The organism is Ignavibacteria bacterium, from assembly GCA_025612375.1.
Lineage (GTDB): Bacteria > Bacteroidota > Ignavibacteria > Ignavibacteriales > SURF-24 > JAAXKN01.
Genome location: JAAXKN010000020.1, coordinates 60936 through 81377 on the forward strand (window position 1 = coordinate 60936; position 20442 = coordinate 81377).

General features: G+C 44.1%; 16 protein-coding genes. 12 read left to right on the forward strand and 4 right to left on the reverse strand.

Annotated features, from left to right (window positions below):
• Positions 1 to 99: 99 nt before the first annotated feature.
• From HF312_12725 to HF312_12735, 3 genes are all read right to left on the reverse strand, one after another.
• A complete protein-coding gene (locus HF312_12725) occupies positions 100 to 864 on the reverse strand; it encodes a response regulator transcription factor (protein MCU7521075.1) in 765 nt (254 codons plus the stop codon).
• On the reverse strand, positions 833 to 3832 hold the full coding sequence (locus HF312_12730) for a PAS domain S-box protein (GenBank protein ID MCU7521076.1): 3000 nt from the start codon (positions 3830 to 3832) through the stop codon (positions 833 to 835). Before HF312_12730 ends, HF312_12725 begins: the two co-directional genes overlap by 32 nt.
• A 101-nt stretch (positions 3833 to 3933) precedes the next feature.
• Complete coding sequence (locus HF312_12735; protein MCU7521077.1) at positions 3934 to 5610, reverse strand: PTS transporter subunit EIIA; 1677 nt, start codon at positions 5608 to 5610, stop codon at positions 3934 to 3936.
• Between the two features lie 338 nt (positions 5611 to 5948).
• Here HF312_12735 and HF312_12740 point away from each other — a divergent pair, with 338 nt between their 5' ends.
• From HF312_12740 to menE, 11 genes are all read left to right on the forward strand, one after another.
• The gene (locus tag HF312_12740) at positions 5949 to 7019 is read left to right on the forward strand and encodes a branched-chain amino acid aminotransferase (protein MCU7521078.1); all 1071 of its coding nucleotides are present in this window, start codon (positions 5949 to 5951) and stop codon (positions 7017 to 7019) included.
• Between the two features lie 118 nt (positions 7020 to 7137).
• Positions 7138 to 8232: an alkaline phosphatase gene (locus HF312_12745; GenBank protein ID MCU7521079.1), complete on the forward strand. Its 1095-nt coding sequence runs from the start codon at positions 7138 to 7140 to the stop codon at positions 8230 to 8232.
• A 1-nt stretch (position 8233) separates the two neighbouring features.
• Positions 8234 to 9130 (forward strand): AEC family transporter, encoded by an 897-nt coding sequence (locus HF312_12750; protein MCU7521080.1) that lies wholly within the window; start codon positions 8234 to 8236, stop codon positions 9128 to 9130.
• Positions 9131 to 9216: 86 nt separating this feature from the next.
• The gene (locus HF312_12755) at positions 9217 to 10056 is read left to right on the forward strand and encodes a glycoside hydrolase family 16 protein (protein ID MCU7521081.1); all 840 of its coding nucleotides are present in this window, start codon (positions 9217 to 9219) and stop codon (positions 10054 to 10056) included.
• Between the two features lie 238 nt (positions 10057 to 10294).
• Positions 10295 to 12211 carry a T9SS type A sorting domain-containing protein gene (locus tag HF312_12760; GenBank protein ID MCU7521082.1) on the forward strand — a complete coding sequence of 639 codons (1917 nt, stop codon included), beginning with the start codon at positions 10295 to 10297 and terminating at the stop codon, positions 12209 to 12211.
• Between the two features lie 377 nt (positions 12212 to 12588).
• The gene (locus tag HF312_12765; GenBank protein ID MCU7521083.1) at positions 12589 to 13182 is read left to right on the forward strand and encodes a hypothetical protein; all 594 of its coding nucleotides are present in this window, start codon (positions 12589 to 12591) and stop codon (positions 13180 to 13182) included.
• 91 nt (positions 13183 to 13273) lie between these two features.
• On the forward strand, positions 13274 to 14110 hold the full coding sequence (menH, locus tag HF312_12770; protein MCU7521084.1) for a 2-succinyl-6-hydroxy-2,4-cyclohexadiene-1-carboxylate synthase: 837 nt from the start codon (positions 13274 to 13276) through the stop codon (positions 14108 to 14110).
• A 52-nt stretch (positions 14111 to 14162) separates the two neighbouring features.
• Positions 14163 to 14996 carry a 1,4-dihydroxy-2-naphthoyl-CoA synthase gene (gene menB, locus HF312_12775; protein MCU7521085.1) on the forward strand — a complete coding sequence of 278 codons (834 nt, stop codon included), beginning with the start codon at positions 14163 to 14165 and terminating at the stop codon, positions 14994 to 14996.
• 32 nt (positions 14997 to 15028) lie between these two features.
• Positions 15029 to 15922, forward strand: a complete 894-nt coding sequence (locus HF312_12780) for a 1,4-dihydroxy-2-naphthoate polyprenyltransferase (protein ID MCU7521086.1) — start codon at positions 15029 to 15031, stop codon at positions 15920 to 15922.
• Positions 15919 to 16974 (forward strand): o-succinylbenzoate synthase, encoded by a 1056-nt coding sequence (menC, locus tag HF312_12785; protein MCU7521087.1) that lies wholly within the window; start codon positions 15919 to 15921, stop codon positions 16972 to 16974. The genes HF312_12780 and menC overlap by 4 nt, the downstream gene beginning before the upstream one ends.
• Before the next feature lie 2 nt (positions 16975 to 16976).
• The gene (gene menE, locus HF312_12790; protein ID MCU7521088.1) at positions 16977 to 18440 is read left to right on the forward strand and encodes an o-succinylbenzoate--CoA ligase; all 1464 of its coding nucleotides are present in this window, start codon (positions 16977 to 16979) and stop codon (positions 18438 to 18440) included.
• Here menE and HF312_12795 read toward each other — a convergent pair.
• On the reverse strand, positions 18427 to 18822 hold the full coding sequence (locus HF312_12795; protein ID MCU7521089.1) for an acyl-CoA thioesterase: 396 nt from the start codon (positions 18820 to 18822) through the stop codon (positions 18427 to 18429). The genes menE and HF312_12795 overlap by 14 nt on opposite strands.
• 212 nt (positions 18823 to 19034) lie before the next feature.
• Between HF312_12795 and HF312_12800 the strand changes: the two genes are divergently transcribed.
• Complete coding sequence (locus tag HF312_12800) at positions 19035 to 20378, forward strand: hypothetical protein (protein MCU7521090.1); 1344 nt, start codon at positions 19035 to 19037, stop codon at positions 20376 to 20378.
• Positions 20379 to 20442 lie beyond the last annotated feature (64 nt).

The window sequence follows — 20442 nt, forward strand, 5'->3', positions numbered from 1 at the left end:
GCTGTTCCGGGCGGTTGCGAATAATGCGGTTTACTGAAGCTGCACGCGCAAAGAGTCATGGTCTTTGCGCGTGCAGTGAATTGTGAGAGAATCGTGTTCCTACTTAAGCAGGCGGCCCCGGAGTTTAATTGAATACCTCCTGCTGATTTCAAATGGTTTATCGGTGCCTTTGAGGTAAACCAGATAACCCGAATTGAACCAGGTTTCCATTTTAATTAGGTAATCTATATTAATTATGGTAGAGCGGTGAATTCTTAGAAATTTGTTTTCCGGCAGCAGCTTTTCCCAGTTCGTCAATGTTTTCCTTAACAGGTATGATTTGCCGTCGGATGTCTTTAAGGTTGAATATTGCTTTTCAGCGCTGATGGCAATAATGCTTGAGATATTTACAAGGTGAGGCCTGTTATTGACCTGTACGAAGAGCTTATCGTCGATAGAATATTTTTTGTTGTCATTATCTTCCTTTGGAGAATCAATATCAGCTTTAATCGTTTCAATTCTTTTGAGCCTTGAGGCAATTGAATTAAGAAGGTCATCGGCATCAAACGGCTTAAAGATATAATCATCAGCCCCAAGGCTCATGCCTCTTCTTATATCTTCCTTTTCAACCTTGGCGGTAAGATAAATAAATGGTATCGTCCTTGTTGCAGGGTCTTTTGAAAGCCTGATAAACACGCCATAGCCATCCAGGCCGTGCATCATGATATCACATATAATAAGGTCTGGATGCACCTTTCCTGCAGTCAGCAATCCTTCCTCGCCGTCGCCGGATGAAAAGACTGTGTAGCCTTCCTCGTGAAGCAGTGAAGTTATATTCTGGCGGACTGTTTTGTCATCCTCGATCACCAGTATTTTTTTCGTCATTTTTCCCCCTCGGAATCTTTACTATGAATTTTGTTCCTTTCCCCAGTCTCGAAGAGCAGCTGATAGTACCCTCATGAAGCTCTACCGATTTCTGAACAATTGAAAGCCCAAGCCCCTTGCCTTCTATTTCGGAAGTATTGTCGGCTCTGAAGAATGGCGTAAACAGGTGAATCCTGTCTTTCTTGGGGATGCCGATTCCTTCATCGCAGACTTCTATCTGTACGGATGAAAGTGTTGATGAAACATTAAGCTGAATGCTGCCCCCGTCGGGTGAATACTTAAATGCATTTGAAAGCAGATTAATAATAATGAAGCGGAGCAGTTTTGGGTCGAGCGCAAAAAATCTTTCATCTGCAGTATAAGAAAAAGAGAAGTTATGAGACTCTTCCGCCAGATGTTTTACTTCTTCAATAATTTTAAGGCAAAATTCACTTAGGTCGATTGATTGCGGGCTGAATATGATCTTCCCGCTTTCGGCATGGCTGATAGTCAGTATGTCATCAAGCAGCTGCGTGAGATAAAAAATGGAATTCTTTGCCCTCAGGAACTCCTCGTCAATTCTTATGTCGTCCCATCTTTTCCTGTATCTTTGGACCAGCTGCATTGACGAGAGTATAGAAGTAAGGGGAGTCCTGAATTCATGTGAAATTGTTGAAATGAACCTGGATTTAAGTTCATTAAGCTCTCTTTCCTTTTTAAGTGACTCTTTGAGCAGGAGCTCCACCTGTTTTTTCTTCTCGATTTCAATTTTGAGCTGGCTGTTGGTTACTGCAAGTTCTTCGGTTCTGACCCTTACAAGTTCTTCAAGCCGGTTTTTGTGTTCCTCGATTTCCTTCTGGACCCTTTTAAGTTCGGTTATATCCTGAACCACACCGAGGGAATACAGAGGGTGCCCGGATGTGTCGTAGTGATTTATGCACTGTTCATGAACAATGCGTATTTCGCCCCCGGGGCGGATTATTCTATGCTCGACGGAATAAGGAGTCCTGTTCTCAACTGAATCCATAAAGGATGATGCCACCAGCTGGCGGTCATCCGGGTGGACGAAATGCATAAACGCTTCAAGCGTTGCCCCGAAGGAGTTTGGTTTAATTCCAAAAATCCTGAATATCTCATCGGACCATAAAAGATGGTTTGCAGCAAGGTCAAGCCGCCAGTGGCCTATATGGGCTACTTTCTGGGCCTCCTTAAGTATTTCATTTGCAGTTTCAAGCTCCTGTGTCCGGTTTTGAACCAGCAGTTCAAGATGATCCCTGTGGCTTTTGAGTTCGACCTCGGCAAGCCTGTGTTCTTCGCGCAGCCTGAGGATTGTAATTCCATATGCCAGATCCTCTGCAAGCTCTGAGAGCAGATTTACTTCATCATTTGAAAAGTTGTCGGGTTCCAAGGCATAAATGGTGATAGCCCCGAAAGCAGTTTTCCCATTCTTAAGTGGAAGGGAAACCGAGGAGGCAAACCCGCGTTTAGCGGCCTCGCTGTGCCAGGGTTTAAAGTTCGGGTCGTCAGGGATGCTCCGGCATAAAACTACTTCCCCCGTCCTGATTGCTCTGCCTGTAGGGCCCCGGCCCCGTTCTGTATCGGCCCACGACACCTTTAACTGCTTCAGATAGTCCTGATCAAATCCTGCCGAGGCTGCAGGAATGACTGATTTATAATCATCCATTTGAGTATAGCCGATCCACATGAGGGCATGGCCGCAGTCTTCAACGACAATTCTGCAGATTTCATTCAGGTAGGATTTTTCATCCAATGCCCTTACAAGAGCTTCACCGCTATGCCTAAGTGCAGTAAGCGTTCTGTTGAGCTTATAGAGCTGTTCCTCTCTTTTTTTCTGTCTTGTGATATCTTCTTTAACCGCAGTGAAGTGCGTAATATCCCCGGCAGGGTCTACAACAGGAGATATGCTGATAGATTCCCAGAACAGTTCTCCTGTTTTTTTTCTGTTCAAGAGCGTGCCCTGCCACTGATTTCCGCTTTTAATTGTGCTCCAGAGATCCTTATAAGTCGCCGGGTCCGTCCTGCCTGACTGCATTATACTTGGACTATGTCCCATCACCTCTTCGGAAGTATATCCTGTCAGGCTTGTGAATTTTGGGTTTACATATTCAATGCGTCCTTTTTTATCGGTGATGACTATGCTGCTGGGAGCCTGTTCCACGGCTCTTGAGAGTTTTCTTAATTGTTCTTCGGTTTTTTTGTGTTCTGTAATATCCTGGCTGTAGCATACAAGCCGGGTTACCTGGCCATTTTCGAAAACAGGGAAGAGGTTATGCCTGAAGATCTCATTGTTATATTCGTCTTCAAAGACTGCTGCTTTGCCGGAAGTGAATACTTCACGGACATGCTTCATCCTGTACGATACAACCTCAGGAGGGAAGAAGTCGGACATATTGCGTCCCGCAATCTCATTTATGGGGCAGTTCAGCCTTTGGGACGCCATCAGATTGGCGACAATAAAATTACCTTTTGCGTCGCACATAAAAACGGATTCCTGCGTGGCATCCAGTATGGCCCTTATGTTGTCTTCGCTTTCCTTCAGTGAATTCATCAAAAGGTTGCGTTCATTGAATGAATGCGCCAGCTTCATGTTATTACAGGCCAGTTCTGATTCTGTAATGTTTCTTAAAACTGCGATAATAATTCTGGCTTTAAGCCGGGAATCGAATTGAGGAATGAGCCTCGCCTCATAGCTTAAGGCGCCTGAAGGTGAATCGAAAGTAAACCGGAAGGAAACCACGGCACCTTTTTCTAAAACTTCCGACAGGTGTTTTTCCCAAAGCCGGGTAACGTCAGAGGAAAAGCCCAAAGATGAAATATCCTTTCCAAGGATGAGGGCGGGGGAAATTCCAAGTTCTCTTTCTGCAATTGAATTTGCATATATAAGGCTGAGGCAGTTCTTAAATAAGAATATAATATCGCTTGTATTTTCAGCAAGCAGCAGAAATTCATTCTCTATTTTTATACTCATTAGATTATCCCCGTCGTGAGCAAGGTATTATTTCTCAGCCGATATTTTGTATAACATACAAAAATATTCATATGGTGTCAAAATAATGCCCTAAAAACTTCTTATGTGTTTTTCAGCGCGGAAAGGATGGCCTCGGGATTGTCTGTACTGATAATCTTTTCTACGGCTTCTTTGTCCCTGAACCTGTTGGCAATTTCGGCAAGAAGCTTCAGCTGAAGCTCACTTTTGTTCTGAGGTGTAAGAAGAAGAAAGATGAGTTTTGCCGGGAGCCCGTCCGGGGCTTCAAAATCCAAACCCCCTTTGTGATATGCCAGGACGGCAACAGGGCGGTTTATTTTTGTCTTTGCGTGAGGTATGGCAAGATAGTTTGAAATACCGGTTGGTATCAGTTCTTCACGGCTTTTTACCTGCTCGAAGAGATCTTCCTCGTCAATGTTATATTTTTTTGCCGCAAGCGAAACCATCTCCTTTATTACAGAGAGTTTATCGGGTGCGCTGCTGATAATGAACATCTGGCGGTCTAAAATATCCCTGAATGAAAACTCCCTTCTGCCTTTAAGGAAGTAGTTCATAACAGGAGCACTTACCAGTGAAGTAAAGACAGCCATTATCACCAGGGCAACAAACACCTTATCCTGTATGAGTCCGAACTGAAGGGCCAGGAGGCCAAGTATTATTTCCATTGCACCCCTCGAGTTCATTCCGAAACCGATAACCATTGAATCCTGCCTGGTCATTCCGCCCCAGTATGCCCCGAGTCCGCATCCTATTACTTTGCCGGCAAATGCTATAAAAATAATTATCAGGACAAGCAGGGGATCGAAGTTGGTCAGGAGGTTTACCCTCAGGCCGATTGAAACAAAGAACAGCGGTGCAAAAATGTTGGTTACAAACTGATGCACAATCTCCCTTGTCTTCTCCCTTAAGTGTGCCGTGTCGCCAATAGTAATTCCAACAATAAAGGCCCCGAATATTGCGTGAACACCAATGAACTCCGTGAATGCCGCGCAGAGGAATCCAAGAATAAAAATAAAATTGAGCACTCCGCCCGGATGGACAAAGTAATTCTGAATGTAGGGAAAAATTTTATTTACAATTTTTCTTCCGATTAGAAGCATGAAAAGCGTAAAGCCAAGTATAAGGAGGATCTTGTCTGAAAAGCTTAAGCCTTCGGTTCCTGCACCCATCATGCTGAGTATAAGAGAAAAAATGATCCACCCTGCCAAGTCGCCGAACATTGCAGCAGCCAGTATGATGAGCCCGATTTCTGTTCTTATCAAGTTCAGGTCCATCAGTGTCCGGGCAATTACAGGAAGAGCGGAAATGGACATGGCAGTGCCCATGAAAAGGGCAAAGATAAGGCGCATATTCTCATCATTTATGCCGAAGTAGTCTGGATATAAATAGGCCAGAAGGAAACCGAGTGCAAAGGGGAAGATAATTCCCATAAAGCTTGTAAGGAAGGCAGTCTTGCTCTGCCTTACAACCACAGCCAGGTCGACCTCGAGTCCTGAAACCAGCAGAAGCATTACAACGGCAAGAGAGAATATGCCGTCCATTGCGACCTGGATTTCGGGTGTTTTCGGGAAAAGCCACGCCGAGAAGCCGGGCATGAGGGTTCCCATTACTGTGGGGCCCAGAATAATGCCGGCCAGAATTTCACCGATTATAGCAGGCTGCTTTAACTTAATGAAGAGCTCGCCAAGGAGTCTTGCCAGCAGGAGCATGATGCTGATGCTTGTCAAAAATACTGTAAGCTGCTCTGCATTTAGTCTCATTTATTACGCTGAAGTTGTTTTGAGTCTCTAAATTATTTATAAAGGGGCAATGCTTAAAACTAAAAGTAATATCCCGATGGACATTTTACAATATAAAAAAATAAACCGGATTTTGTACAAATTTTTATAATTAAAGAAATACGCTCTTTTGAAGAAAATACGCTGTTTTTGTGAATAAACCAGCGAAAATATGGTATATTCGTTGCATAACTGATAGAAATTCGGAACTTTACTGCGAATTTGGGTTTAAAGTTTCATTAAAAATGCTTAATATGTACGTAGCATTTTTGGCCGATATCCCGGCCAAAACAATTATTCCATAAAAAGTGGTGAATTATATGCAAAACATCAATTTCTTGCTCAACGATCATCAAGAAACTGCTTTACAGCTGCCCGAAAAACTCGAATTTGGGCGGATTTTTACGGATCATTTATTCGAAATGGATTATGATGAAGTTAACGGCTGGCACAATCCTACAATCAGAGGAAACGAACCTATGCCGTTTAGTCCTGCTACAATGGTGCTTCACTATGGGCAGGCTGTTTTTGAAGGATTAAAGGCTTATAAGACAGATTCCGGCGAAATTGCCATTTTCAGGCCCGGCAGGCATTTTAAGCGCCTGAACAATTCCGCACGCAGGCTTTGTATACCTGAAGTGGATGAGGAATTCATGATTGAGGCCTTAAAGGAACTTATTAAGGTTGACAAAGAATGGGTACCTGAAAAGAAGGGAACTTCTCTTTATATCCGTCCTTTTGTCTATGGATCAGATCCTCTTTTAGGTGTCAGGCCTTCAAAAAATTATAAACTTCTTATAATACTTTCACCCGTGGGAGCTTATTATCCCGAGGGTTTTAAACCCGTAAAGATCCTGGCCCAGGATGATTATGTAAGGGCTGTAAGGAAGGGACTTGGGGACTGCAAGACACCCGCTAACTATGCTGCAAGCCTTCTGGCTACACAGGAAGCACAGAAAAGAGGGTTTACGCAGGTCCTTTGGATGGATGGCGTTGAACAGAAGTATATCGAGGAAGTAGGCACGATGAACATTTTCGTCAGATTTAAGGACGAAATTGCCACACCGAAGCTTACTGGAAGCATTCTTCCCGGTATTACAAGAGCCACTGTAATTGAGCTTTTAAAGGGTAAAGGAATAAATGTTAACGAAAGGCTAATCAGCATGCAGGAAATAATTGAAGAATATGACAAGGGCAACGTTCTTGGCATATTCGGAACCGGTACTGCTGCAGTCATTTCATCGGTAGGTTCTCTTACCTACAAAGATAAGACGATGACATTCAAGCATGATGATCCTAACGATTTTGAACTTAACCTGTTTAATGAGATCCTTGGAATCCAGTACGGCACAAAGCCTGACACGTTAGGCTGGCTGGATTATATAAAATAAAACTTATTTACACTCTGGACTTTTTAAGGCAGGAATTTGGGCGATCTATTGACCAGTCCGGATTCCTGCTCTTATTTTAAACGATCTGAATTTTGACAAATATTGGAAATCTCTCTTGATGAAAAGACATATTTACCTCCTGCTTATTATTGTTTTGGGCTTTTCTTCGTCGTTTAATCCTGCCTACTGCCGCGAAGGTAAAGGACCAAAGAACATCATTATACTGATTGGTGACGGAATGGGCCTTAATGATGTTACGGCTGAAGTTCTTCTTAACAAAGGAAATGCCTTCCGCCGCTTCAGGTCAACCGGGTTTTCGGTTACCTGCTCGGCCGATAAGCTGATTACAGATTCAGCAGCCGGGGCAACAGCACTTTCAACGGGGTACAGAACCAATAACGGTTATCTTGCCGTTGACACTCTGGGCAACAGGCTAAAGACCATTCTTGAGCTTGCACACGACAAGGGGCTTTCAACGGGCCTGGTTGTTACGAGCACAATTACAAATGCGACACCGGCCGGTTTTTCCGCCCACGTTAAGAACAGGGCAGAGGAAAATGAAATTGCAAGGCAGCTTTCGGAAGGAAATGTAGATGTTGCTATTGGAGGCGGGCTAAGGTTCTTCGCTGCTGATGAGGATAAGAAGAACCCCGATCTTGTCAAAAGAATGCAGGAGAGGGGATACAAATTTTTTAAGAGCATAGATGAACTTACCTCTTATAATGATTACGGGCCATACTTTGCTCTTCTTGAAGACGACAACCTGAAGCCTGCAGAGTCAAGAGATTACTCGCTGGCTGACCTTACTTCCTGTGCAATAAAAAACTTGAACCATAATGAAAAAGGTTTTGTACTTATGGTTGAAGGCTCGCAGATAGACAAGGGGGGGCATGCAAAAAGTCAGGATAAGGTCCTGGGTGAAATGAAGGATTTCGACAAGGCTGTCAACCTGGCTCTGGACTTTGCCCAAAAAGACGGCAGCACTCTTGTTCTTGTTACTTCTGACCATGAAACCGGAGGCATATCCTTAACGGGAGGGGAGAGGAATTATTCGAACCTGAAACTGACCTTTGTCTCAGGCGATCATACGGCAAATATGGTAGGCGTTTTTTCATTTGGGCCTGGTGAGGAAAACTTCAGAGGCATCAATGAGAACTACGAGGTCGGAAGAAAACTTATCAACTGTCTTAATCCCGGGTATCTCTGGCACTAATATGGAAAATTTTCTTTTAATATTTATACTTCTGATATTTGGTATCATTATAAAGCCGCTTAAACTCTTTCCTGATAATGCGGCCCACGTGCTGAATCTTTTTGTTATTTATGTTCCTCTTCCTGCACTTGTACTGCTTAATATTCCGAAGCTCTCGTTTTCACGTGAACTTATTATTCCGGTTTTGCTGCCATGGGTTATGATACTGCTTTCCGTCATACTTATAATTATTCTTTCCAAAGTTTTCAGCTGGAGAAGGTCCATTACAGGCGGGCTGCTTCTTGTTGTTCCTCTCGGGAATACGTCATTCCTTGGAATACCGATGATAAAAGCTTTTTTTGGAGAAAGCCACATCCCATATGCAATTTTGTACGATCAGTTCGGGAGCTTTCTTGCACTGGCGACATACGGCTCAATAGTGCTGGCGCTTTACGGCAGCAGTAAAAAGCCCGGGATTATGGATATTGTAAAAAGAGTAGTTTACTTTCCCCCTTTTATTTCCCTTATTCTGGCTTTGATACTGCGCTTCTGGACCTATCCCCCGATTGCGGTCAGTGTACTTCAGATGGCTTCTCAGACTCTGGTACCTGTAGTAATGTTTGCCGTGGGGCTTCAGATATCCTTCAGGCTGCCGCGTTCTGTTGTAAGCCCGATGATATGGGGGCTTTTAATCAAGCTCGTTCTGGCGCCGCTGGCTGCCCTTGCCATCTGCAGTGCTCTGGGCATCTTTACCGCCCCGGCAAAGGTTTCGATTTTTGAGGCCGGAATGGGCCCCATGATTACAGCAGGTGCGCTTGCAATTATAGCAGACCTGGAACCAGAGCTGATGGCCTCGATGGTAGGCCTGGGCATTGCGCTCTCGTTTCTGACGCTGCCGGTTTTATTCAGGTTTATGTAATTTTTTATGACATTTTGTTCCGAAATGTTTATGTTTATTTCACAGTTTTTCCTGAAAAAATATTCATTCAAAGCATGGGGACAGTAATGCATAAACGGTACTTTATTTTTGCGGCTCTTTTGTTCATCCTTGGGTGTAAAAATGACTCTCCGGCTCCTGCTGAAAACAAGCCCGATCCGAATCCTGAGAAGAAGGGGTGGAATCTTGTATGGGCAGATGAGTTTAATTATAAAGGGCTTCCAGACTCTTCAAAATGGGGTTATGACGTAGGCGGAAGCGGCTGGGGGAACAATGAACTGGAGTATTATACCAGCAGGCGCCAGGAAAATGCCAGGGTTGAAGACAGCCTTCTGGTTATTGAAGCCAGACTTGATAACTATAACAGTCATAAATACACTTCAGCACGCCTTGTTTCAACAAATAAAGGGGACTGGACCTTTGGGCGTTTTGAAGTAAGAGCCATACTGCCGGGAGGCAAGGGGACATGGCCTGCAATCTGGATGCTGCCTACAAACTGGACAGATGGAAACGGCGGCTGGCCGGATAACGGCGAAATAGATATTATGGAGTACGTGGGATACGATAAGGGAAAAGTCCACGGCTCAATTCACTGCAACAAATATAACTGGCGGCAGGCTTTACAGAAAACATCAATTCTGGCGGTGCCGGATGCGGAAACGAAATTCCACGTTTATGCCATGGAGTGGTACCCCGACAGAATAGATTTATTTGTCGATTCCATCAAATACTTTACATTTAAGAACGAAGATATTGGATGGCAGGCATGGCCTTTCTACAAGAATTTCCACTTCATTTTGAACCTTGCTGTTGGAGGAGACTGGGGAGGAGCCCAGGGTGTAGACGACAACATTTTCCCCAGGGCAATGGCCATTGATTATGTCAGGGTATATAAATGGGTTGACTAATTAAAACATTTTTGGGATAATAGGGGCTCGGCAAGGGAAGTGTTTCCATGCCGGGCCTCTTTTTTTTGGCCAATTCGCTATTTCAGTTAAACTAAGAGAATTTGTATATTGTTTGTAGGCGGCGGTCTATTGACATACTGCTGCAGCCGGGGTGGTCTGTCTTTTTTCTTCAGTATAAATATTTCCGATACGCTGAGGCCGGGTTAAGATTATGTGTAATTAGATTATGGGAGCCAATTTGAAGCCTTTTAAATTTTTAGTTTTTGTTTCTTTATGTTTTATATTTTTCTCCTCCGGAAAGATATTCTCACAGGTTACGAGGCAGGATTCACTGGCTCTTATAGACTTTTTTAATTCCACTAAAGGCTCCTCATGGACAAATCATACAAACTGGTTAAGCAGCATGCCTGTAGGACAGTGGTATGGTGTTACGGTAAAAAATAACCGTGTTGAAAAGATTTCATTTGAGCTGGCTAATAACCTGCAGGATTCAATTCCCCCTTCATTCGGCAGTCTTACAGAATTAAAAGAACTAAACTTAAACTATAACAGTTTAACTTCTATTCCTCATGAAATTGGAAGCCTTAAGGCTTTGGAAAAATTTTCCATTAGGAGCAATCTTCTTAAGTCAGTTCCTGCGGAGATCTCGGAGCTTCGGGCACTTAAGGATCTGGAGCTTTCAGATAATTATCTTTCCGCCCTTCCGGATTCACTTGGAAAGCTTGAGAATCTTGAAGTGCTTAAAGCAGAAAACAACCAAATTTCAGAAGTGCCTTCTTCCCTGGAAAGTCTTAAACACTTAAGATCGCTCATTATTTCAGGGAATCTTCTTCCCGACATTCCCTTATTTTTAAGCCACATGAGTTCTCTCAGGGTGCTTAACGTTGGAGTAAACCCTGTTCCTGAAATCCCCCTGGAAATTGCCCATATGGACAGCCTGATTGAATTTTATGCCGATGGATGCCAGATTACTTCAATTCCTCCAGAGATTACGGGAATGAGGCTGCTTGCAAAGCTTGACCTAAGGGGTAACCTAATAAGCAGTGTGCCCCAGGCGGTTGACAGCCTTAACAACTTAAAGGAATTGTATCTGGATAATAACCGCCTGACAAAACTTCCTCTGGAAATAGGCGGACTGAAAAATCTTAAGATCCTTTCACTCAGGTACAACCACATAACCGAGCTACCGGCTTCAATCGGAGGTCTTAAAAATCTTGATGAACTGGAGCTGCAGTACAACAGGCTTTCCTCAATCCCCAAAGAGATGGGGAGCATGGATAGTCTTAAGTATTTATATCTTAACAACAATCTTTTAACCGACAGCATCCCTAAAGAGCTTGGAAACCTGAAGAGCCTGGTTTACCTGTCCTTAAACCAGAATTTTCTTACGGGTTCAATTCCTGCATCTCTGGGTAAAATGGGAAAACTGCAATACCTGTACCTTGAAGTAAATGAGCTGGATTCACTGCCCGACTTTTCAGGTGATACGTCACTTGTAACTTTGACAGCATATGATAACCACCTTACATTTGAGGATATTGAGCCGGTACTGAAGCTCCACAATGTCAGCTTTTACTATGGGCCGCAGGACAGCATAGGAAAATATACAGACACTATAATACACACCGGGGATGTAATTAAACTCTCGGTTAAAGTAGGCGGGTCGGATAACAGGTATCAGTGGTTCAAAAATGAAATTATGATTCCGGGGGCGAACTCGGATGTTTTTAATCTTAATCCCAAAGATTCACTTGCCTCAGGTTCATACAACTGTATGATTACAAGCGGCATTGCAAAGGACCTGGCAATTTACAGCCGTCCTGTAAACGTTGTTATAGGTGAAATGACAGCTGTCTTAAAAGACATAGAGGTTCCAAAGGTCTTTGAGCTGCACCAGAATTTCCCGAATCCCTTTAACCCATCAACACGGATCAGCTACGACATACCGAAAGAGGGAAGGGTAGTCTTAAAAATTTATTCAATGGATGGGCGTGAAGTTGCAACAATTGTAGATGAGTATGAGCAGGCGGGGCGGAAAACCGCTATTTGGAATGGCCGCGACAGCCGCGGAAGCCAGGTAAGCTCAGGCATGTATTTCTACAAGCTCCAGTCGGGAGGGGAAATTAAAACCCGGAAGATGATGCTGCTTAAGTGATCTATGCTAATATAATATGGCGTTTATGTAATATGATGTTTAATGTAATATGATGTTTAATGTAATATGACGGAATACAGGTAACAGACATAAAACCACTCGCGTGGTTTTTGGTTTTTTTTTTGTGGGGTGGGGTGTGTTGGTTATTCATAACCCAGGGTGTCTGCATCCCCTGCGGGGATTTGATACCCTGGGCTACAGATAGAAAACTGCTGACGCAGTTTTTGTGCGGGAACATGAGGCTGTAATTCATTTGTATAAATGCAGCTATGAAAAATTAAATGTGAGTTATGAGTAAAATATTATTTGCCTGTGTCCTTCTTATATTTGGCTGTTCCCGCGCATTTGCACAAGTTCCCTCTTCACAGGAGGCAAGGGTGGATTCACTTGTGGCCCGGCTTGATGAAAATAATAAAAGAAGCGTAAGCGCTTTTTATAAAAGCGTATTTGCAATAGACAGCCTGGCTGAAGAGCCGCTCCTGAAAAATATGGTACTTAAGAACCCGCTGGAGAAAAAATCCGTCCTGTCTCACGCCCTGGTCTACGTCAGCAAGAAAAATATTCTTAACGAGCTTGTTGGGGCATATGGTAAAACAACAGATACGCTTTCCCGGGATATGATAGTCTACACAATTCTTGGTGTCCGGTATAAATTCAGCACAAACTCCAATCTGAAGCTTAACCCTGACAAGGAGATATTCCCACTTCTTATCAACACTTTAACAGACACGCTTGATATATCTTCAATTGCTGAAGGTATCAAAAAAATAAACGGCATAGCCTGGCTGGCAATTGAAAAATGGGGTGAGTTCAAAGACCTGAAGGAAATATTCTCACGGGATCTTCTGAATACGTCTTTTGAAGAACAAAAAGATATTCAGAAAACGCTTCTTAAATGGTGGAAGAAAAAAAAACGCGTGGTTTACTGGGATGATAATACAAAGATGTTTACAGTGCCAGTGAAAAATTAGCAAGATAAGGCTGTCTTATAAGGGGAAATTATTTCTCAACGGGAAATTACAAAAAGTTGTAAATTTGAGTATTAACATTCCCCATAGACTCATGATAATAAAATTAAAAGACACAGAATTAAATGTTGAAACCCCTCATTCTTCATCCGAAGGGGCAACTCCTGTAGTATTCCTGCACGGCTTTACCGGTTCTTCAGGCGACTGGAAGTTCCTCTTCAACCGGCTTCCGCAAGGCTATAGCCCATACGCCATAGACATAATAGGCCACGGGAGAAGCTCTTCTCCTGCCGATGCATCGCTTTATTCAGCAGAGGCAATTTCAAACCAGATACTTGGCGTTATTCACTACTTTAATCTTAAGAAAGTAATTTTAGCGGGCTATTCCATGGGAGGGCGCGCAGCCCTGTCATTTGCGGTTGAAAATCCGGGCTTGCTGAAAGGACTCATTCTTGAAAGTGCAACAGCAGGTATTATTGATGAAAATGAAAGGCGTGAGCGTGCCTCTTCAGACCTGAGGCTTGCGGAGTTCATTGAAAACAATCCGATTGAGGCTTTTGCTGATTACTGGATGGATGTGCCTCTTTTTGCCACACTTAAAAAGCTGCCTGAAAATGTCTATGCCGAAGTAAAGCAGAAGAAAATAAATAACAGCAAAACAGGGCTTGCCAACTCTCTCAGGGGTTTTTCAACGGGAGTGATGCCGCAGCTGTGGGATAAACTTGAGAACATAAACTGCAGAACAATGCTTATTACAGGAGAGCTGGATAAAAAGTTTACAGGCATTAACATTGGAATGTCGCGGAAAATAAAACTTTCGGAGCATGAGGTAATAGAAAGTGCAGGGCATAATACCCATTTAGAAAGACCTGAAAATTTCTTAAATTTGTTAAACAGGTTTTTAACCGGCTTACAAAAGGCTGAAGGTTAAATTTTGAGGACTACAGGACGTCCTTATAAACAACAGTGAGAGGATTAAGACAATGAAATTCGACTGGCAGAAGGCTAAGGAATACCAGGATATCATATATGAGAAGATGGATGGCATAGCCAAAGTTACCATCAACCGCCCCGAGGTCAGAAATGCTTTCAGACCCGAGACGGTAATGGAAATGTACGATGCTTTTATTGACGCAAGGGAGGATCCCGAAATCGGCGTCATACTGCTTACAGGTCAGGGTCCGGCAAAAGACGGCAAGTATGCATTCTGCTCCGGAGGCGACCAGAGGATAAGGGGAGACCAGGGTTACGTAGGGCACGATGGCGTGCCGAGGCTTAATGTACTGGATCTTCAGAAGTTAATACGCAGCATACCGAAGCCCGTAATTGCGCTTGTTGCAGGTTATGCAATAGGCGGCGGCCATGTGCTTCATGTTGTATGCGACCTTACGATTGCAGCCGATAACGCCATTTTCGGGCAGACAGGCCCCAAAGTCGGGAGCTTCGACGGCGGCTTCGGCGCAAGCTACCTTGCAAGGCTCGTGGGGCAGAAGAAGGCCCGCGAGATATGGTACCTCTGCCGGCAGTATAACGCGCAGGAAGCCGTGGATATGGGGCTTGTAAATAAAGTTGTTCCGGTAGAAAATCTTGAAGAAGAAGGTGTTGAGTGGGCTAAAGAGATACTGGAGAAGAGCCCTCTTTCAATACGCGTGCTTAAATCTGCTTTTAATGCCGAGCTGGACGGGCAGCAGGGGATACAGGAACTGGCAGGCAATGCAACACTGCTTTACTATATGAGTGAAGAAGCGCAGGAAGGTAAAAAAGCCTATCTGGAAAAAAGAAAGCCTGATTTTAATAAATTCCCAAGACTGCCATAGTGCTCTTTCTGAAAACGAAGAAAAATTATAAGATGTCAAACGATAAATATCCAAATAAATTTCAGGCGTGGGTTCTGGCAAGCCGCCCTAAGACGCTTCCAGCGGCTATAGTGCCCGTACTGGTTGGAACAGCACTGGCGGCCTACGAAGGCTCCTTCATGCCACTTGCGGCTTTAGTGGCACTTTTGTGTTCACTCCTTATTCAGATAGGGACGAACTTTGTAAATGACCTTTACGACTTTCTTGCCGGGACGGATAAAAAAGACCGCCCGGGACCCTTGAGGGTTCTGGCAAACGAGCTGATTTCAGTTAAAGAAATGAAGATTGGCATTGCCATGGTTTTCGGTACGGCATTTCTTTTGGGCATGTACCTGGTTTATCTTGGGGGCCTGCCTGTGTTTATTATAGGAGTCCTGTCAATTCTTGCAGGAATGGCTTATACGGCAGGGCCTTACCCATTGGCATATAACGGGCTGGGGGATGTATTTGTATTCCTTTTCTTCGGGCTCGTTGGAACTGTGGGCACTTTCTACGTGCAGGCCTTAAGGTTTTCGGCTCTTTCTGTCTGGGCCTCAATTCCCGTAGGTGCGCTCATAACAAATATTCTTGTTGTTAACAACTATCGTGACCGTGAGGAAGACCGTGCGGCAGGCAAGAGGACCACTGCCGTTATATTCGGCAAAAGGTTTGCCCGGCTGCAGTATATAATTCTTCTTGGTGTAAGCTATCTTACGCCTGTAGTCATTTTTACGATTTATAAGCAGGATATCTGGGTCTTTCTGCCTCTTCTTACAATACCTCTGGGCTTCCACCTGATAAAGATGCTCTATTCGCTTGAGGGCTCCTACTTAAATAAGACGCTGGAGCTGACGGCTAAACTTTCAGCCCTTTACGGGTTCCTTTTTGCAATCGGCATTCTTATATGAAGCCGCCGGAAATAAAATATATCCCTTACGACATAAAATTAAATGAGCCCTTTCTTACTTCAGGAGGGGTGATAAGAAGCCGTAAGGGATTTTTTATTGCCATTAGTTTAAGTGAGAATGAAACTGCCCTGGGGGAAGCATCCCCTCTTCCGGAATTCGGAAGCGAGAGCTATAGCGAGGCTGAAAATGCCCTTCAAAACCTGTTTGGTCTAACAGTAAATAAATCCCTTTTATTTGACCCCGAAGGATTTCAAAAGAAACTTGAGACCCTGGAAGCTCTTCCTGCTCTCAGGCACGGGCTTGAACAGGCCTGGCTTAACTACAGGGCGCTTAATGAAAAGACTTCCCCGGACAGGCTCCTGAATGTACATCTGAAGGAAGAAGTTCATGTAAACGGTCTTATTGGGCTTCTTAGCCCCGATGAAGTTTTAAGTAAAGCCCTGAGGCTTGTAAGTGAAGGCTTCAGGACGATTAAACTAAAAGCCGGGCGGGATAATTTTTCTGAAGATATAAAATCAGTCGGGCTTTTAAGGGAACACTTCGGCAGTAAAATAAATATACGCCTGGATGTAAACGGGAAGTGGACGCTTCCTGAAGCCTTGAAATACATAAAAGAGCTGGAGGAGTTAAGTCCTGAATATATTGAGCAGCCGGTAATGGGAAAAGAAGATTTCTTCCGTCTTGTGAAAGAGTCAAAGATTCCTCTTGCTGCTGACGAGATAATAAGGAGCACAAGTGACGCTCTGGAAGTAATAGAAAAAGCTCCCGGGGCTCATCTTATACTAAAGCCTATGATGCTTGGCGGAATTACGTCTGCATTAAAGATCATGCACAATGCTGAAGCCTCAGGAAATAAAAGCGTCATATCTTCCTCTTTTGAAACTTCAGTTGGAAGAAGCGCTGCAATATTTCTTGCCGCGGCATCCAATGGCTCTTTGGCGCACGGGCTTGGAACAAAGGGTTTTCTTCAAAACGAGCCTTATTGCGACCCGTTTGAAATTAAGGGCGGTGTTATAAAAGTCAAGGGCTCAAGATTTAACAGCTTTAATTAATTATGACAGATTTCTACTTTTTTAATAAATATCTTCAGGTGCCGGAAGGCAGCCCCGCTATAATAAGCCGGGATGAAACTATTACCTACAGCGAACTTATAAGGCGCGCCGGTGCCTATGCGGCTTTCCTGCGGTCTATGGGCGTAAAAAAGGGGATGCACGCGGCTATTCTAAGCTCAAACAATGCTGAGTTTATTATACTTATTGTGGCGTTGTGGAACCTGGGGGCGGTACCTGTTCCCTTAAATGTAAGGCTTTTGGATGAAGACCTGGAGAAGCTGATACTTCACTCGGAAGCAGAATTTGTCTTCATACATGAAGAGCTTAAAGACAGGCTTTCCGGAATTAAGTCCGGAAGAATTATCTTTCCTGTTTTGACTAAGGGCGAAGATACAGAAGAAAGTAAAAGAGAGCTAAATCTTAATGAATGTGCCCTAATACTTTATACCTCGGGTACTACAGGCACGCCGAAGGGCGTAATGCATACATTCAGCACGCTTTCAGGAAGCGCCACGGCTTCTGACACGCTTTTAAGGCAGTCGGGTAAAGACCGCTGGCTTGCAAGCCTTCCTTTTTATCACATCGGGGGCTTTTCCATTCCCGTCCGTGCACTGCTCTATGGTGCTGCAGTTGTAATCCCTCAGTCGCTTAAAACAGAGGACATTGCAGCAGCAGTTGAAGCCTTCAGGCCGACACTGATTTCTTTTGTTACCACCACTTTAAGGCGTTTAATTGAAATGGGGGTTAAACCCAATAAAGAGCTGCGTTTTATGCTTCTTGGCGGTGGGCCTGTAGATTCGAGCCTGGCGCAGAGTGCGCTTGAAGAAAACTGGAGGGCTGTTAAGGTATACGGAAGCACTGAAACGGCTACGCTTGTAAGCGCCGTGGAAATTGAGAAGCATCCTGAAAAGCTCTCTTCGGCAGGGCGTGCCTTAAAAGGCAATATAATTATGATAATTGATGAAGAGGGGCGGGAGGTTAATTTAGGCCAGAGCGGGGAAATTATTGTTAAAGGCCCGTCTGTTATGGCAGGCTACTGGAATAACGCTGAAGAGACCTCAAAAAAGCTCATTGAAGGCTATTATCACACAGGGGACCTGGGGCATATGGACAGTGAGGGCTACCTTTACGTTGAAGCCCGCAGGACGGACCTTATTATTTCAGGAGGGGAGAATGTGAACCCCCTGGAAGTTGAAGATGCAATTCTAAGGCACCCCAGTGTCAGGGAAGCCTGCGTCTTTGCTCTTGAAGACAGGGAATGGGGGCAGACGGTTGCAGCTGCAGTGATAAAAAAGGGGGATCTTCAGGCAGAAGAGCTGGCAGTGTTTTTAAGAAGCCACCTGGCTTCTTACAAGATCCCGCGCAGGATATTTTTTACAGAGGAACTGCCCAGAACATCTTTAGGGAAGATGAGGCGCGACTATATAAGGGAAATATTCCAAAAGAGCCAGTTTAAGCATTCATAAGGCAGTTTTTCAGGTCCTGCGGCAGAGGGGTTTTCTGCCAGCCGGACTTAAGTACCGAAACGTGTACGGTTTTAACCCTGGCGCACACTTCGCCTTTGGGGCTTATAACCTCATAGCTAAGCTCAAAAGAAGATTCCTTAAGAGCTGAGAGGGTAAGCTGAACTGTGGCTTTTTCACCCGGCATAATGGGCCTCAGGAAGTCCGCCTCTGAATGCACCAGGGGGAGGGCAAACTGATCATCTTTGAAGTAATCCCTTTCCAGATCCCCATTCTGAAGCAATTCTTCGTATGCTGAATGTGCTATCTTAAAAATATTCCCGAAAAACATGACGCCTGCGGGGTCACAGTCGAAAAAGTTGATTTTTGTTTCAGTCCGGAACATTAGTTTTCCTTAATTTTATGACTAAATTTAAGCAAATAGCATTAAATTCACAGAATCTTTTTTCTGTGAAAAATGGTTTAAATAACAGGGGGGAGCGGGGTATTGGGATATTTTTATACCTTATAAATCCCCAAAAACTAAGGAGAAATTTTCTTAAATTTCGTGCGCGGAATTTTTCAGCTACATTTTAGGCTATTAATTTTACGGAAAAAATGAAAACAAGAAACATTATCAGATTTTCAATATATAACATCATTATTTGTCTTATTTTTGCGGCTTTTTATCCTGCCTTTGCACAGGAGCAGGAGAAAGAATATGACATAAAAAAGACCTATTACCCGAGCGGTAAACTGAAGACCGAGGGCGCTTATCATTGGGGTAAGCGTGAAGGCACATACAGGGAGTACTATGAGAGCGGGCAGCTCTGGAAGCTCTGGTATTTCCATGATGACAAGGAAGACGGCACTTCACAGTGGTACCTGGAAAATGGCAAGCTTACGATGGAATGGAACTATTCCAACGGGAAGCTGGAAGGCACCTCAAAGTGGTATTACGAAACCGGGGAAGTCTGGGCTGAACCTAACTACATCAACAACATACAGGAAGGCATAACCAAAACGTACTACAAAAGCGGCAACGTTATGGGGCTCTGGAACTACCATGACGGAATATTAAACGGCCTTTCGCGCACATTCTTTGACGGCGGCGGCGTTGAGGTTGAAAAGTACTATATGGATGGAAAGCTTGAGGGCCCGAGCAGGACTTACTTTGAAAACGGGAAGGTTGCACTTGAAGCAAACTACAAAAACGATAAGCTTGAAGGTACTTCCAAACTGTTCTACATTGACGGAGCAATAAAGGTAATAGATACATACGAAAACGGGCAGATCATTAAAAGGGTCCGTTACGGCATCGACAATAAGTTTGCCAAGGTTGAGGAAAGCTTTAAGGACTATTTTGACGACGGCATCTTAAAAAGCGAGATCTCTTTTAAGGATGGAAAGAAAAACGGGCCTGAAAAAACGTATTATAACAGCGGCTATATTAAATCGGAATTTAACTACCTGGACGGCAGGCCTGACGGGGTCTGCAAGACCTATCACGATTCGGGTTACGTTGAAACGGTTACGACCTATGAATCGGGTCTTAAGAAAGGCACAGCCTACGAATACGACAGTCTTGGGCGCGTTATTGCTGAAACAAATTACTATAAAGATGTTATTCAGGGTATTGCAAAAACATTTTACCCGGACGGGAGCCTGAAGACAGAGAAATATTTTTCGGAAGGAAGGCCGGAAAAAGCCCGCGGGTACTATCAGAACGGCAAGTTGGAGCATGAGGAAAACTATCACGACGGGGTTGTTGACGGCATGAAGACCTGGTATTTCCCGAATGGGGACGTTTCGCAGTACGCCTATTACAGAAAGGGGCAGATAGACGGTGCCTATGTGAGCTATTACCAGAACGGGTTTGTAAAAAGCGAGGCAAAGTATGCAAACGGCAAGCTCCTTTCGGAAAGGGTTTATGATGAAAAGGGAAGGGTGCTGAAAAACTAAATTGCCCGGGAATTTGGGATATAAAAAAAGCAGAACGGATTTTGTCCGTTCTGCTTTTTTTGTT

Excerpts from the sequence above, each read along its gene's own strand:
- HF312_12795 (MCU7521089.1), bottom strand. The coding sequence starts at position 18,822 with ATGTTCCGGACTGAAACAAAAATCAACTTTTTCGACTGTGACCCCGCA.
- menB (MCU7521085.1), top strand. The coding sequence starts at position 14,163 with ATGAAATTCGACTGGCAGAAGGCTAAGGAATACCAGGATATCATATAT.
- HF312_12800 (MCU7521090.1), top strand. The coding sequence starts at position 19,035 with ATGAAAACAAGAAACATTATCAGATTTTCAATATATAACATCATTATT.
- HF312_12730 (MCU7521076.1), bottom strand. The coding sequence starts at position 3,832 with ATGAGTATAAAAATAGAGAATGAATTTCTGCTGCTTGCTGAAAATACA.
- HF312_12740 (MCU7521078.1), top strand. The coding sequence starts at position 5,949 with ATGCAAAACATCAATTTCTTGCTCAACGATCATCAAGAAACTGCTTTA.
- menH (MCU7521084.1), top strand. The coding sequence starts at position 13,274 with ATGATAATAAAATTAAAAGACACAGAATTAAATGTTGAAACCCCTCAT.
- HF312_12725 (MCU7521075.1), bottom strand. The coding sequence starts at position 864 with ATGACGAAAAAAATACTGGTGATCGAGGATGACAAAACAGTCCGCCAG.
- HF312_12780 (MCU7521086.1), top strand. The coding sequence starts at position 15,029 with ATGTCAAACGATAAATATCCAAATAAATTTCAGGCGTGGGTTCTGGCA.
- menC (MCU7521087.1), top strand. The coding sequence starts at position 15,919 with ATGAAGCCGCCGGAAATAAAATATATCCCTTACGACATAAAATTAAAT.
- HF312_12745 (MCU7521079.1), top strand. The coding sequence starts at position 7,138 with ATGAAAAGACATATTTACCTCCTGCTTATTATTGTTTTGGGCTTTTCT.
- HF312_12750 (MCU7521080.1), top strand. The coding sequence starts at position 8,234 with ATGGAAAATTTTCTTTTAATATTTATACTTCTGATATTTGGTATCATT.
- HF312_12755 (MCU7521081.1), top strand. The coding sequence starts at position 9,217 with ATGCATAAACGGTACTTTATTTTTGCGGCTCTTTTGTTCATCCTTGGG.
- HF312_12735 (MCU7521077.1), bottom strand. The coding sequence starts at position 5,610 with ATGAGACTAAATGCAGAGCAGCTTACAGTATTTTTGACAAGCATCAGC.
- menE (MCU7521088.1), top strand. The coding sequence starts at position 16,977 with ATGACAGATTTCTACTTTTTTAATAAATATCTTCAGGTGCCGGAAGGC.